The following is a 15675-nucleotide window of genomic DNA, read 5'->3' as shown; positions in this document are numbered from 1 at the left end:
GAAAAAAAATTATTCAAATAGCATTATACCATGGGAATTGATGAATATAAAATCTTCAAACTCCGTCTTTTCATGCTTGTTGATTATCCAAGCCGGTTTTTGCTGGTCATCACGAGCTCTACCCTGAAGCCTTTGCGGCTTTGCCGGACCGTTGCAGCCATGAATCCGAAGAAGATAAGTGACCATAACCCGCCAGTCAACAGAATTCCAAGGGATATCCGGAACAGAGCCGGCCAAAATAACGGACGGCTGAGAAAATATAACCCGCCGAGCAGTCCTGACTGTACATTCCATTCGAAAGTGACCGGTGGGAGCATCCGAAGCGCTGAGACCAATTCGGCAGGAGGGAATAAATAACATAGACTTAAACCCAAAATAAGGATGAAACAAAAATTGATTAGATACATCATTAGCGAAGCACTTGGCGATATCCGCATTTGTGGTTTGTCCGGATTATAGCGGCAGTTCTTGATGGAATAATATAGCCCGATGGCACTGGAACCCAGGCTTAAAAAAATTGCCGCCAGCGCCAGGATAAGCGTTAAGCCCGTTGAAACTCCGATTGCCAATGAGGTGCCAACCAGAAGGGCTTCCATCAATAGTAACGTGGGAAGCACAGCTGCAGTTAATTTCCCCCAGACGACAGGCCACCCTGCCAAAGGCACACTATTTAACAGCCAGTCGGACTCCCCCTCTCTGCCAAACGCCTGCAGGGCTAAATTGCCGCTGAACATAATCGTATACATGATAAGAACCATGACCAAACTAGAGACACTCGATGCCGAAGCATTGAACAGGAACTGAACCACGAAAAAGGCCATAATGATCAGAGGGATCAAATAGCCAAACCATTCCCTGGTATCCCTTTTTAAGGACAGCAAATCTTTTTTGGCCACGGCCCACATGCCTGCCCTCATCGGGGCTGGCAAGACCACTGTTTCCTGGTCCTGTCCAACAGTCTCGAAGAAAATCTTTTCCTGTTGGCGCTTCGTCGTATCGGTGCTGGAAACCGAATGTTTTTTGCGCCGCCTTCCGCCATCTCCCTGGCTGATAGAAATGAAGCCCTGTCGGAATCCCCGTTCCAAAAGAATCAAGGCAATCAGAAAAAGGAACGCACTGAAAATAAGGATTAGAAGATTCCATCCCAGTCCAGCTGCAAAGCTGTCGGATATTCCGCTAGTTAAAGCAAGTGAAGCCCATCCCGACGGGAAAAAGTTCATGACGTCAAGCAGCTGCTCTTTGCCTGCCAGCATGGCCCCGATATCTAGTTTACCTTGACTGCCCAGCATCATTCCCGGAATCTGAAACACTAACGCAATCAAGACACCTGCCAGCGCTCCCATCAGTCCAACGGCTTCTTTGCTCCTGTGAGGTGGAACAATACGCATAACCAAAAGGTTCAGCAGTTCGGCCAGAGCTGTCCCGGTAAGCCATAAACCGCAGCCTGAAAGGAAGACAAGAAGATAATAGGATGCTTTGGCCTCAAAAAGCAAACCACAGAACACCCCCGGCAAAAAAGCAAATAAGACCGCAATTAAAAAATTGCTCATAAGTACAGAGACCGTTTTTACTGCAAAAACGACCCGGGTAGGAACCGGTGCCATGAACAGAAGTTCCAAATCTTCGGACATATACAGCGTTGCAAAAGCTGCCGTAAGACCAAAGAAGATCTGGCTGGCCAGTCCAACTAGAAAGAACAAGGAGAGGAAACCCTGAACGGTCTCGGGCTGCATCGATTTCAACATCCCATAGGATACAGCCCCCATGGAAATCAGAAAACTCGAAAACACAATTATCAGGATACCCATTCCGATGAAAGTTCTCTTTTGTTGATGTTTCATCGTATTAAGTGTTACCCGCAGCTGATTTTTCAGCAGCAGGATAAAATCTTCAACAAAAGGCTTTTCTGCAGGCGGGGTATCCAAAGGGGGCGGTATAATCATTTTCACCGTTTATTCCTCCAGGCTTTTAATTAATTCGGCATTTTCACGGACTCCGGTAAGCTCCAGGAAAATATCTTCCAGGCTTTCCCCGCCGTGTCCAACTTTTTGCCGGAGTTCTTCAGGGCTGCCCTGTGCAATCAGCATGCCATCTTTCAAAATACCGACCCGGTGGCACATTCTCTCCGCAATCTCAAGAATATGGGTCGAAACAAATACCGCAGCACCCTGCCGGGCCATTTCCTGAAGAATATCTTTAAGGAGGCGTGCGCTCGCCGGGTCAAGACCCACAGTCGGCTCATCCAAAAGAATCACCTTGGGCTGATGAATTAAGGCCCCTGCCAAAACAACCTTTTGTCTCATACCGTGAGAGTAGCCCTCTAACAGCTCATCTGCGCGCTCCATGAGACCGAACATTCCTAAGAGCTGCTCAGCCCGCTCTTTGGCAATACCTTTTGGGACTCGGTACAGGGCTGAAATAAGGTGCAAAAATTCACGGGCTGACAGTTTGTTATACAACTTTGGTTGGTCCGGTACATAAGCCATTATGGCTTTGGCCTGAGTGGGCTGCCTGCGAATATCGTAATCACAGATGGAGATCTCCCCTTCACTGGGATCCAGCAATCCGGTAAGCATTTTAATCGTTGTTGTTTTACCGGCACCGTTCGGTCCCAAAAAACCGAAAATTTCTCCGCTTCTTACCTCCAGGTTTAGATCGTTGACAACCGGCACTGAACCATACCTTTTGCTTAAACGATTTGTTCTGATCAAGACCCTTTCCATTGCGTACCTCCTGCTAACTTTTTTTGGCTTAGGACCTGTTCATAAATTGAAGGTTGAATCTCGCTCTTCACTCTTCATTATAATAATCGTGCCCTTGTGATACTGTTCTTTCCATATTTCGCGTTAACTTGATCAATCACTTTTGTCAGGTTTTCCATATCTTTTTGAGGTTCATCAAACAACGTCAATTGCTCAGTATGATCCGTTAAGTTATTCAAGGTAATTCCAATTAGTCTAAGCGGCTGATTCATAGAGAGCCCGCGCAAGAGGGCACAGGCTTCATGGTAGATCAGATCATCCAGATCTGTGGCCTGAGGGAGGGTGCTGGAACGAGACAGGGTCCTGAAATCTGGATAACGTGCTTTCAGCGTGATTGTTTTCGCTCTCAACGCATGTTTGCGCAGGCGTCTTCCGACATCCACCGTTAGCTTCAGCAGCTCTTTTTCAAGTACGTCGACATCAGCAATATCTGATGAGAATGTCGTCTCCCTGCCAATGGATTTCGCCATTCTGTCGGTTTCTACGGGGCGGTTGTCAATACCCCGGGCGAGTTCGTAAAGCTGTTTGCCCATGGCACCGAATCGTTTCGAGAGAGTACTTTCATCCAAAGTACGCAGATCTTTCACTGTTTTGACCCGAAGCTCATGCAGCTGTTTCGCCGTTTTGATGCCGACCCCCCACACTCTTTCTACTGCCAGAGGATCGAGAAACTCCTGTACTTTATCCGGAGGGACAACGACAAAGCCGTCCGGCTTCTGCAGATCGGAAGCAATCTTGGCGAGGAATTTATTGGGGGCCAAACCCACTGAAGCCGTCAGGTCAAGTTCCTGCCGGATACGTTGTTTGATCAGCACGGCGATATCTTGGGCAAATCCAAAAAGAGCCGTTGATCGCGTAACGTCCAAGAAAGCTTCATCAAGGGACAAGGACTCGACGAGCGGCGTGTAGGACAAAAATATTTCGTGTATCTGGTCTGAGGCTTCCTGATATTTTTGCATATTAACAGGGAGAAATGCGGCCTGCGGACAGCGTCTGAAGGCCTCGGTCATGGGCATCGCAGAATGAATGCCAAATTTACGGGCCTCATAAGAAGCAGCAGAAACAACACCCCGGCTGTTTGGCTTGCCGCCCACGATAACAGGCTTTCCGAGTAAGGCTGGATGATCTCTCTGTTCTACCGCGGCATAGAAAGCATCCATATCAATATGGAGTATTTTTCGATGGTTTTGCCATTGTTTCATAAATCAATTATACCACTATGTGCTCGACGTTTTCCATGCCATCCGTGGTGATTGGTCGTTTTCGGTCTAATGAATGAAAGTTGGGCTGGAATCATAAAAAGATGGCCCCAGCGCAAGACAGGGATCATCTTCTAAGTGCATCATACCTTTTAAATTATCCTTCACATGGGGTCGGCTTCATTGGTTCCATCATGTTTTACAGCTGTCTCATTATCCTCAGCTTTTTTCTCTGCTCCCCCATCATTGCTCTGTAACACATTTGTGTCTTCCTTTTGTTTAGGTTCTTCTTGGGAAACCTTTTCTTTTGGGGATGTATCTTTTAAGCTGTCCATTATCGTGTCACTCTGCATACTCATCGTATTTGTAAATTCTCTTGTTAATTCATTCATTATCTTGCGACCTTGTCTAACCATTTTTCCAATTGTTTTTGCAATTACGGGCAAATCATCGGGGCCAAAAAGAATCAAGGCGACAAATAAGATTAATGCAATTTCTGTTAAACCCATTTAAATCACCTCTTCCTCTTCTCGCTTCAGCATTTTTGTTCTTCTTCTTACTACAATATACCCTACCCAAATACTGATTTCATAGAGAAGATACATTGGACCGATAATCAAAACCTGGGTCATCAGATCGGGTGTTGGAGAAAGAACAACAGCCAATATCACAATCACAAAAAAGGCCCATTTTCTATATTTTGCGAGAGCCTGAGGAGATACGACGCCTATTCGGATTAACAATATCAATACAATGGGTAGCTGGAAAAACAATCCAAAGCTGAGCGCCAAAGTGAAAACAAAATTAATATAGGAAGACTTGGTGACAAATGGTGTTGTATCGATTGCCCCTATCCCTGCCAAAAGTAGAAACTTTAAGCAGATAGGCAGCACAAATAAAATAACAAAAGCTGCGCCTGCAAAAAAAAGAAGAAGAGATGAAGGAAAGATGAAATAGAGATACTTTCGTTCATTCGATTTCAAAGCAGGCAGGATAAAACTCCATAACTGCCATATGATGATGGGCAAAGCCACAACTACACCCAAAATGAGTGATACTTTTAACTTGACCATTAACGGTTCCATCGGTGTTGTCGTTATAAAATGCACCTCACTGAGACCGGCCATTGGTATCGCCAGGAAACGAAATGCATAATCACTGAACACCCATCCCAGTATTGCTCCGATCGCAATCGCATATGCAGAAAATAAAAGCACTTTGCGCATTTCTTTAAAGTGGCCAAAGAAAGACATTTCGTCACTTTGCTTCTTCCTACGTTGCACAGTACAAACCCCTTTCTTTTCCTGATCTAATTAAAACTAATTCTTCCAAATACGGTCTACTCAGGAGTCTCTGGTTTAAACATTTCTTTCATTTTATCGGATAATACCATCTTGCCGTCAGTATCAATGATCAGGCCCCATGCGTTATTCTTTTCGATTAATTGCAGGCCCTTTTCAGGACCTAATACGAAAGCTGCTGTAGCCAAAGCATCCGCCATTGTCGGACTCTTCATGACGACAGTACAACCGCTGACCCCTTTTGAAGGGTACCCAGTACGAGGGTCAAGAATATGACTGTATTGTATTCCATCAACAGTAAAAAACCGTTCATAGTTACCTGATGTATCGATTGTAAGATCCTCTAATTCAACATAGCCAATGATTTGTTCTTTGTTTAAAGGATCCCTAATTCCGATGTGCCAAGGCTTGTTTCCGTCTTTCTTGCCTATGACATAAATGTTCCCGCCTGCCGATACCATCCCTGATAGAATATTACGGCTCTTAAATGTCTCTAATGCTTTGCTTACAGCGTAACCCTTAGCAATTGCTCCTAGATCTAAACTCATTCCCTTTTTAACTAAAAAGACGGTCCTTTGTTCTTTATTCAAAATTACTTTTTTGTAATCAACAAGTTGAATTGTTTGAGAAATCTGTTCCTGCGATGGTACAAATTTGTCAGAACTATCCCTTTCTCCAAATTTCCATAATTTAGCTAAAGGGCCAATCGTCGGATCAAAAGCGCCATTGCTTAAATCCGCAATTTTCAAGGACTGTTCAATAACATCAAAGGTTAATTCCGATACTGCGACAGGTTGTTCTCCTGCATGAATATTGATAGCGTATAGCTCACTATCAGGCGAGAACTTATTAAGTTTGGAATCTAGTTCTTTCATAATGCCGAGAGCTTCAACTACTGCCTTCTTTGCTCCCCAGCCATGAGCCTCAACATATACTTCTGTGTCAAAAAACAATTTGCTTTCTTGATAATTAACATTACGTTGATAATACGCATAACCTTGCCAAGACGATATAACAATAATGGCCAATAGAAACAAAAGTATCTTAAAGCTCTTTTTATGATACATGCTGACTTATCCTTCATTTGCATTAAAATAACATTTCTATCGCGTTATGCTATGCCTCTTTTATTGTTTCACTCTCTTCCTTTTGGCCATCAGAAGCATTCCTGAATTCCTTGATACCCCCGCCTAAAGCTTTTCCTAATTGGGGCAGCTTTCCTGGTCCAAATATAATTAGGGCGATGACCAAACCTACGACAGCTACGGTTGGGGTAATCATTCCAAAAATTGATTGCATTTTTATCTCCTCCATTTTATATAATTAGTTTGGACTCACAAAAAATTAAGAATTTCCTTGCTTATAGATTATCTCTAGATATAAAGTATTATTCAATATATCCTAAAGTAAATAATAATTGTTTGTAGAGTTAGTGTCAATATTCGTCCACCAAAAGCTCCTAAAAACCATCTAGCTGTTCCTGATGTTAAGCACAAAAAATGATTTAAGAAAGAACGTTTCTTATACAAATGGTTATTCAGATCCCGCATTCTCTATAGGATAGGTTAATTAGGCCCAGATACTAATGACATGGTGCCATCCGCAGCAAATTTATAAAAATGCTGATAATAGTCTGTAAGGGCTATTACCAGCATCACATCGTTTTAGAATTATTCTATTCAGGGGGCCCCAACATTTGACAGAGAACCTTTAATTATTAATGCGTCTGTGGCGCTTGAGCAACCGCTGGATACTTGTACATCTCCGGCCACTCCAGCCACCATCTGTATTTATCGATGCTTTCCGTGCCGTACCCAAACATATCGTCAATTGTTTTCAGCAATTTTGCAGAAGCTTCATTTTTACTTCCAATCCAAGTTCCAGCCTGGTGGAACCAGGAATCCTCCTTGGAGTTCCAGGGACAGACCTTCATGCACCGTCCGCAGGACACTCCGTCTTCGTTGAGTATCCTGAATTCTGCACATTTTTTCATGTCGCTGTTCCAACGCAGGTATCCGTTGTACTCCACAAGATCCGAATCATACGTAATGGATTGGTTCGGACAGTTTTCAGCACATTTTTTACATACTCTGCAGAAATCCTGAAGGCCAAAGTCAATTGGTTTGTCGGGTGCCAGCGGCAAATCGGTGGTAACAGCAGCAACTTTATGCCGAAACCCCAAGCGGGGATGAATTGAACAGTCACCGGTACGGGAAAGCTCCCCCAACCCTGCTGAAATAACTGCGGGCGGCATGACTGCGTTATAGTTAAACGCATGCTGCGCCCTGGCATTATACCCAAGGCTCCGGATATAGGTAGCTAAAATAACTGCGATGTTCCCGGTTGCATGATAACTCTTCATAGACATTGCACCACTGATTCCGTCATACCCAGTGGATCCCAGCATAGTTTGGAGATTTTGATCGACCATCACGACGATGACGTAAGGCAAGCGTTCTGTTACCGGTATGACACATTCTTCTACAGGTTTGGTCATCAAACCAGCCTTATCCGTAAGCTTTTGGGAATAATAAGCATATTCCGGCATCTTGCCGATACCGACTTCATCAGCGCGCAAAAAATAGGCGGCATCTTTAATATGCTGGGACATTTGTTCCGGATCAGGGATCTCCAGTTTTTGAGGTGATGGCTTTCCTTCAACCGCAGCGGGCGGAGCAACAAACATGCCTGCATTGGCTATTGCCGCTCCAAAAGGATGCCTGAAAAAGAAACTCAAAGACGCCGCTTGTGTCTTTTTATTAGGAAGCATCCCCCTGGTAGCCAGGTTGAATCCCATATCAGCTTCACTGAAATTCTTTACTTTTCCAACAATCTTTGTTGTACCTAACCACTGATCATTGCTCTCCACAAAACGTACTGTCGCGCTGCCATAGTCATGCTCAGGATGAAGTTTTGACCATTGTCCTTTTGCTGCAGCAGTATACTTCAGACTTGCTCCGGCCGCGTTGGCTACTTTGGCAGGAGCTTTTATCGCTCCAATCACTCCCATCGCAGAGGCTGCAACGCCAGCTTTGAGAAAATTCCTGCGGCTTAGCTGAAACTTTTTCTCTTGTCCATCAATCACCGAATTTTCACATCCTATCAAACTTGTAATTCACTTTTATTTCCCGCTTTTTTCACACCAATGAAGCCCAGCAGGCGGGCCTGAACAACAGCAAGAACCACAGAGATTCCCATAAACAGGAATATTGCTGTACTTGTTGCTTTGACATGCCCAACCGATGCATTAATGTAGATAAAAGAAATTCCCATCCAGGTAATCCCATACCAGATAACAAACAAGGCCCAATTCACTACTGTTTTCCACATTTGTTCCTTTTTAGCGCGGGGCTTAATAAATAAAATACCGGCTAAAAATAATACGCCTGCTAAAAAGATTAAGAATGTACCCATCATTTTCACCTCCCTTTTCATGATTCAGTTGTGATGACTATAAGTACATTGTATTAAATGATTTTATTGGAAGTTTAGTTATACAACTAAAACGATACATCTGGAAAAAATTTTTTATTATAAATATCAGCCAATACTAAAAGTATAACTGCTAAAACAAATGTCTGTTCTCAGGCTTACTAACATAGCTGTCGACAAATGGAACAAAATAGAGTAGGGCATATCGTAAACGTTTATTGGAAAACGTTTCGCGACACGCCCTAAAAAACAGTGTGTCATATGATTCTAAAACTAGTTTGATAGGCTTCGCATTTTCTTTGTTCTAAAAGATTGCCAGCATAAACAAATAGCTAAAAACCATTTCCTGTCCCATATCCCAACTCATTCCAATAGCGGGATCTTGGTCTGTAAGTTCCGGGTGCTGTTTAAGTATTTCATTCCAAGAGATCAATAATTTATCTTCCATTGCAAAACCCACCTCCTATTAATAAATACCATACTCCATAACAAATTTATTTACGGCGATAATGTTTTCTGATTTGCCATCCTGTGCTGCAATCAGCTCCCTGTCGGTGGCAAAAATGTATCCGCCGCCGGGGGCCATTATATCCAATATTTCCTTGGCCTTGGCGATACATTCTTGTTCAGTTCCATATTGCAGTAAAGTCGCCGGGAAAAGTCCAACAATGCACATGGTATCTTTCAAACTTTGCTTAATTTCTTTGAAATTTGCATGTTCAAACCAGCCAAATGATTTCTTCGCCGGCAATTCTTGAAGATGATCGTAATAGCGTGACCAGTCGCCTTCATAGAATCCAAGAACACAGACGTTTTGAGCAGCAAAAAAGTCCATCATCTTTTTAAAGGCCGGCCAGTAAAACTTGTCAAAATCCGTCCGTTTTATCATGGTTGGCAAATGCATCGGGAGAAAAAGCACTTTGGGGGTCGCTTTCGGCGGCGCCATATGAACCTGTCCCATACCGAACCTCAATATAATAGGCAGTAAGGCTTCAATCGCTTCTAAGACTTCCTCCGGGCGGCGGCGCATGTCCCCGAACATTCCTTTAATACCGCGGTACATATCCGCAATTAAATCCATCGGGTGAATAAGTAAGCCATCCCCTAAGAGAGGCATTCCCTGTTGAGCAAGCACACCCGTTATTCCCCCCGATTTTGCTCCATAAATTGCAAAGTGCATGGCGCCTCTGGCCAAAGCCACGTCTTTCGCGGGAGAAGACTTCGCCAATTCGGCAAATTTTCTTGGTAAAATCTTTTCAACAATGAATCTTAACGGATCTATATTAAATTCGGGATATTCGTCTTCGCTCATTATCCCGGCTTGTTCGTCACTATACTGGATAATATTATCTTTACTTAAATAGTTATAACTTTTGCTTCCCAGCGACTGAAGCAGAACGGCAGGCCTGTTAGACACCATATGAAGCATATCTACCGGAATATCATTGGCTACTTTCACAATGGCTTTCGCGCATTTATCCAGATCAATATCGATTTGGGCCGGCGTATAACCTCCATAGTAGGCGCACCATGTCCCATAAGTGCCTAACACAGGAACACGGTCGGCTTGTTCCAAATTTATTGTCTTGAAAATACGGTTTGAACGTTCTTGATACGGCATCATTACGTTGCTCATGATTTATTCCACCCACCTTTGACAAATTTTTACGCCTTCAGCGGCGTTTGTCGAAAAGGCGTCCGCACCTATGCTTTTACAAACGTTCTCATTAACGGGTACGCCGCCGATAATCACCTTAACTGAATTTTTAAGGCCTGCTTCATTAAGCGCATCAACCGTTTCTTTCATACTGTCCAGCGCCAAGGTGAGTACGCCGCTTAATCCGACAATATCAGGGCTAACCTCTTTTACCTTGTCCACGATCTGGCTGACCGGAACATTGATCCCCAGGTCGATTACCTCGAAGCCTGCGGCTTCTACCATGGATCTGAAAATATTTTTACCGATGTCATGAAGGTCTCCGGAAACGGTGGCCAGGACAATTTTCCCGCCTTTTGCTGAGGACCCTACGCTTAAAGCCGACTTGAGCTTGTCCATGACGTTTTGCAGCACTTCTCCGGCGAAGACTAAGTCCCCGATAAAGTACTCGCCCGAATCATAACGCTCACCCACGAGCGTCATACCTTGCTGACAAGCTTTAACAACTTCTTGAGCTTCGGCGGCGTTATCGTCTTTGCTTAGTACTTCATCAATCGCCTTGTTTAACACGTCTTCGTCCAAATCGGACATCGCTTGAGTCAGTACTTTCAAATCCACCACTTTCAATCATCCTCCTTTTAATTCCTCTTTGATACTGGTTAGCTCCTACAGTTTTGCCTCGTAATGGTATCTCATATGTCTATACATGCAAAATATATCAGAACTTTTTATATTTTGATAAGCTGTTGCCAACGAATTATTAAAATTTGTTGGCAGCAGTCGCTAATAGCACCTATTTACTGACGAATTTTTAACTTCCCGCATCCGGCGACTTAATGTTTAAAGACAGGTCCTGAAAGATCGGGGGGTGTATACTTATACAATTCGGGCCACTCCAGCCACCATTTATATCTCTCTATCTGTTCCGTTCCATACCCGAACATATCGTCAATTGCTTTCAGCAATTTCGCAGAAGATTCGTTTTGACTGCCTATCCAGGTTCCCGCCTGGTGGAACCAGGAATCCTCCTTGGAGTTCCATGGGCAAACCTTCATGCACCGCCCGCAGCCTTGACCGTTTTCGTTAATTATTCTGAGTTGCGTACAGGTATCACTATTCAGGTTCCATCGCATATATCCGTTGTACTCGGTCTGATCCGTATCCGTCGAAATTGATTGGGTCGGACAGTTTTCCGCACATTTTTTACATACCCTGCAGAAATCCTGGATCCCAAAATCAATCGGTTTATCAGGCGCCAGTGGCAAATCAGTGGTTACAGCAGCCGCTTTATGCCGGAATCCCAAACGGGGATGAACTGTACAATCACCGGCACGGGACATTTCCCCTAAGCCTGCAGATATGAGAACCGTCGGCATTACTACTTCATAATTGACAAAATGACTTGCCCGGGCATTATATCCAAGAGCACGGATATAGTTGGCCAAAATGACAACAATGTTTGCGACCGCATGATAACCCCTTAGTGACTGCGAGCCGCTAATCCCATCATATCCAGTCGACGCCAGCATGGTTTCCAAGTGTTGGTCAACTATCACCGCGATGACATAGGGCAGCCGTTCCGTTACCGGTTTAACACATTCTGACACCGGTTTGCTCAATAACCCGGGAACGTCAACAATCTTCTCCGAATAATATCCAAACTCAGGCATTTTTCCGATAGCGACATCGTCAGCGCGCAAGAAATAGGCAGCATCTTTCATATGTTGTGACATTTGCTCAGGATCAGGTATCGGTAATTTTCTTGGGGCGGCCGGTCCTTCAACTACAGGGTCCGGCCCTACTAAAGAAACTGTCATCAGCTGTGCCAATGGAAAAGGATGCGCAGGAAGCGCCAAAGACGCAAGCTGTATCCGGGGATCTGGGAGCAACCCCCTGGTAGCACGATTAAATCCATTATCTGCTTCACTGACATTTTTGATTTTCCCAACTATTTTTGAGGTACCCAGCCACTGATCATTGCTTTCTACATAACGTACCGCAGCACTGCCGAGGTCATGTACCGGATGCAGCTTGGACCATTGCCCTTTTACTGCAGCAGTATACTCCAGACTTTCTCCCGCCGCATTCGCCGCCTTGGAAGGTGCCTTGATTGCTCCAAGTACGCCCAAGGCCGTGGCTGCAGCACCGGCTTTGAGAAAATTTCTGCGGTTTACGTGATAACTCTTTCCATCTTCATCACTCATTTTTTTCACTCCAATCAAGCTTGTAGTGTACTTAAACTTTCCGTTTTTTCACTGTCTATTTTTCCCTAATGCCGAAAAAATGGGATCCGGAGGCAAGGGTTCAGTCAAGATGCTTACAGGAGGGATCTTATACAATTCAGGCCACTCCAGCCACCATTTATATTTATTGATGGTTTCTGTGCCATACCCGAACATATCATCAATCGATTTTAATAATTTTGATGATGTTTCATTTTTGCTTCCAATCCAGGTACCAGCTTGATGAAACCAGGATTCCTCTTTGGAATTCCAGGGACAGACCTTCATGCACCGTCCACAGCAAACACCGTCTTCATTACTGGCCCGGAATTCGGCACATTTGTTCGTGTCATTGTTCCAACGCAAATAGCCGTTATACTGACCCATATCACTATCAATGTTGATAGCTCCGGCAGGACAATTTTCCGCACATTTCTTACATATGCGGCAGAAGTCGAGTAACCCAAAATCAATTGGCTTATCCGGTGCAAGCGGCAAATCCGTAGTGACCGCAGCAACTTTATGGCGGAATCCTAACCGGGGGTGAATTGTACAATCGCCTGTACGGGATAGTTCTCCTAATCCTGCGGCTATAATAACAGGCGGCATGACACCGTTATAATCCACAGCATAATTTGCCCTGGCATTATAACCAAGATTCCGAATATATTGGGCTAAAATAGCGGAAATAACCCCAGTTGCGTGATAGCCCCTAAAGGACTGAGAAATGCTGATCGCGTCATAACCTGTCGAAGCAAGCATTGTCTCCAAATGCTGGTCAACCATAACCACGATTGCATACGGCAGGCGTTCGGTCACCGGCCTTACCAATTGTTCTCTGGGCAACTCCACGTACTGTCTTCCCGGAAAAGGCGGATAAATACATTTGGTATCATAGTAGGCATACGAAGGCATCCTGCCTATACCTACATCATCAGCCCGCAAAAAATAGGCAACATCCTTAATGTGTTGTGACATTTGCTCAGGATCAGGAATCTCCATTTTCTTCGGGGCAGGAATGCCTTCCAGAAAACCTGCCACCATACCGGCTCCCATGATGATTGCACTGCCAAAAGGATCCTTGGTATTCATGTTATAAAGCCCCAATTGACCCCTTTGACTGACTTTCCCCGCGGCAATCTGTTCAAATCCTCCATCGTATTCGCTTGGATTTTTGATTGGACCTATTATCTTTGAGGTTCCCAACCACTGGTCATTATGTTCTACAAAACGTATTGTTGCGCTACCCATGTCATGCACCGGATGCAGTTTGGACCATTGTCCCTTTGCCGCAGGCGTATACTTCACGCTCTCGCCAACCGCACCCGCCGCTACGATGGGTGCTCTCAGAGCTACCGCCGCCCCCAGAACCGCAGCTCCGACACTGACTTTGATAAAATTTCTGCGGCTTACTTGAACCTTTTTTTCTTGTTCGAAAGCCACCATGTTTTCACATCCTATCAAACTTGTAATTCACCTGTACTCCCCGCTTTTCTCACACCAATGAATCCCAGCAGGCGGGCCTGAACAACGGCAAGAACCACAGATATCCCCAGAAACAGGAATATCGCTGTGCTTGTTGCTTTGACATGTCCAACCGATGCGTTCATGTAGACAAAAGAAATCCCCATCCAGGTAATCCCATACCAGATAACAAACAAGGCCCAATTAACTACTGTTTTCCACATTTGTTCACGTTTAGCGCGAGGTTTAATAAATAAAATACCGGCCAAGAATAATACGCCTGCTAAAAAAATTAAGAATGTACCCATCATTTTCACCTCCCTTTTCATGATTCAGTTGTGATGACTATAGGTACATTGTATTTAATAATTTTGAGTGAAGCTTAGTTGTATAACTAAAAACTATACATCTACAAAATATTTTTGCTGAACTGTTGACTGGAAAATTCAATAGAGACACCGGCAATCTGCAATAATACAAAAAAAATACTCCATCTCTCTAATGAAATGGAATTCAAAAAATAATCTGTACAAAATGAATTGTCAAACTTAATTCTAATAAATATATTTATAAATATGCTTCTCATGGGTTAATTCTTTAAGTTTTTCCAGATCATGAATAATTATTTTGTCTTTCTTCTTTTCAATAATTTTTTGCTCCTTTAAATACTTTAATACTTTGGAGACTGTAACATAATGTGCTCCTGTTATCTCAGAGATAAATTGCAATGATAAGTCCATACGTATTTCGTAAGAATCTCCTACCGATATTCCATTGGTAAGATAAAGTCCATTCAGCAATCTTAAGATTCTAATCGTTGGATTGTAAAAGTCTCTTTCTATCGTTTGTCTCATATAATAACTTACTTTGGAAAGACAATTTCTAAGCACTTCAAAGATCATGTCTTCATCTTGACGGAAAATAATTCTGAGATGCTCTTCGAAAAAAAGACATACTTTAGAATCTTCTATGGCAACCGCATAAGCATCATTTTCACTTTCCATCTTATACAAACGACCCAAAATTCCATTTTCTCCTGAAAAATAAATCACTCTTTCCCTGCCGTCTTCCGTCATCAAGTTCAAACTTATCCTTCCGGAAAGCACATAAACCAGCATATAATCCTTACCTCCCGGTAAGATCACATTACTGTCCTTAGCATAGGTTTTTACTACTCCTATATGCGTGAATTCCCTCAGTTTTTCAATCGGATAGAAAGTGTCAGGAATAGCCCTTGCCCCCTCGCATCTTCCATAATCGTATTGCATACGCTTCCTCCTTCCTAATTATTACCATCCCCAGGATTTATTTTGCCACCCACTAAATCCCTCTTGTAATAACAGATACGTCTCGCAACCAAATTCTACACCAGAAAACAATTAAAAACGTAACAATTGAATCTAGTCCGCGCCAGGAAGAACAGATAAACCAAATACCGTACTTAAAAAGCAATACAAAGCAAGTGCATATATTTCACATTATACTTAAATTTATTATACAATTATTTTTGCTATTTTAATTTAATATATAACTAAAACCTTGAGTTTTACACTTTTAGTATTTCCTCTGACAGGTCTGCAATACTCAGAAAAAGATAATTCTTTCTACTATTAGATTAAGTATTACTAAGAGGCACGT

Annotated in this window: 16 protein-coding genes; all 16 read right to left on the bottom strand. The window is 43.4% G+C overall.

What is annotated here, in order from left to right; genetic code table 11:
• Positions 1–83: 83 nt before the first annotated feature.
• Complete coding sequence (locus A7K50_RS03330) at positions 84–1949, bottom strand: hypothetical protein (protein ID WP_119774614.1); 1866 nt, start codon at positions 1947–1949, stop codon at positions 84–86.
• Between the two features lie 3 nt (positions 1950–1952).
• Positions 1953–2723, bottom strand: a complete 771-nt coding sequence (locus A7K50_RS03325) for an ABC transporter ATP-binding protein (RefSeq protein ID WP_119774613.1) — start codon at positions 2721–2723, stop codon at positions 1953–1955.
• 77 nt (positions 2724–2800) lie between these two features.
• A complete protein-coding gene (dinB, locus tag A7K50_RS03320) occupies positions 2801–3964 on the bottom strand; it encodes a DNA polymerase IV (RefSeq protein WP_119774612.1) in 1164 nt (387 codons plus the stop codon).
• Positions 3965–4125: 161 nt separating this feature from the next.
• Positions 4126–4470, bottom strand: coding sequence for a twin-arginine translocase TatA/TatE family subunit (locus tag A7K50_RS03315; RefSeq protein ID WP_119774611.1), 345 nt, complete (start codon positions 4468–4470; stop codon positions 4126–4128).
• On the bottom strand, positions 4471–5244 hold the full coding sequence (gene tatC / locus A7K50_RS03310) for a twin-arginine translocase subunit TatC (RefSeq protein WP_119774610.1): 774 nt from the start codon (positions 5242–5244) through the stop codon (positions 4471–4473). It abuts the gene before it with no gap.
• Positions 5245–5300: 56 nt separating this feature from the next.
• A complete protein-coding gene (locus A7K50_RS03305; RefSeq protein WP_119774609.1) occupies positions 5301–6329 on the bottom strand; it encodes an FAD:protein FMN transferase in 1029 nt (342 codons plus the stop codon).
• A gap of 49 nt (positions 6330–6378) precedes the next feature.
• Positions 6379–6561, bottom strand: coding sequence for a twin-arginine translocase TatA/TatE family subunit (locus A7K50_RS03300; protein WP_119774608.1), 183 nt, complete (start codon positions 6559–6561; stop codon positions 6379–6381).
• A gap of 418 nt (positions 6562–6979) precedes the next feature.
• On the bottom strand, positions 6980–8347 hold the full coding sequence (locus A7K50_RS03295; RefSeq protein WP_119774607.1) for a reductive dehalogenase: 1368 nt from the start codon (positions 8345–8347) through the stop codon (positions 6980–6982).
• Between the two features lie 17 nt (positions 8348–8364).
• The gene (locus A7K50_RS03290; RefSeq protein WP_119774606.1) at positions 8365–8679 is read right to left on the bottom strand and encodes a dehalogenase; all 315 of its coding nucleotides are present in this window, start codon (positions 8677–8679) and stop codon (positions 8365–8367) included.
• A gap of 319 nt (positions 8680–8998) precedes the next feature.
• Positions 8999–9142, bottom strand: a complete 144-nt coding sequence (locus A7K50_RS14140; RefSeq protein WP_165904894.1) for a hypothetical protein — start codon at positions 9140–9142, stop codon at positions 8999–9001.
• An 18-nt stretch (positions 9143–9160) separates the two neighbouring features.
• Positions 9161–10330, bottom strand: a complete 1170-nt coding sequence (locus A7K50_RS03285) for a uroporphyrinogen decarboxylase family protein (RefSeq protein WP_165904895.1) — start codon at positions 10328–10330, stop codon at positions 9161–9163.
• Positions 10331–10333: 3 nt separating this feature from the next.
• Positions 10334–10972, bottom strand: coding sequence for a cobalamin-dependent protein (locus tag A7K50_RS03280; RefSeq protein WP_119774605.1), 639 nt, complete (start codon positions 10970–10972; stop codon positions 10334–10336).
• A 212-nt stretch (positions 10973–11184) separates the two neighbouring features.
• Complete coding sequence (locus A7K50_RS03275) at positions 11185–12555, bottom strand: reductive dehalogenase (protein ID WP_119774604.1); 1371 nt, start codon at positions 12553–12555, stop codon at positions 11185–11187.
• Between the two features lie 48 nt (positions 12556–12603).
• Positions 12604–14016: a reductive dehalogenase gene (locus A7K50_RS03270; RefSeq protein ID WP_119774679.1), complete on the bottom strand. Its 1413-nt coding sequence runs from the start codon at positions 14014–14016 to the stop codon at positions 12604–12606.
• Between the two features lie 17 nt (positions 14017–14033).
• Entirely contained in the window at positions 14034–14345 is a 312-nt protein-coding gene (locus tag A7K50_RS03265; protein WP_119774603.1) for a dehalogenase, read from the bottom strand.
• Between the two features lie 246 nt (positions 14346–14591).
• Entirely contained in the window at positions 14592–15305 is a 714-nt protein-coding gene (locus tag A7K50_RS03260) for a Crp/Fnr family transcriptional regulator (RefSeq protein WP_119774602.1), read from the bottom strand.
• Positions 15306–15675 lie beyond the last annotated feature (370 nt).

It is taken from the genome of Dehalobacter sp. MCB1, assembly GCF_003590275.1.
Lineage (GTDB): Bacteria > Bacillota > Desulfitobacteriia > Desulfitobacteriales > Syntrophobotulaceae > Dehalobacter.
The sequence above is the reverse complement of the archived record's forward strand: the minus strand, read 5'-3'. Positions and strand labels throughout refer to the sequence as shown.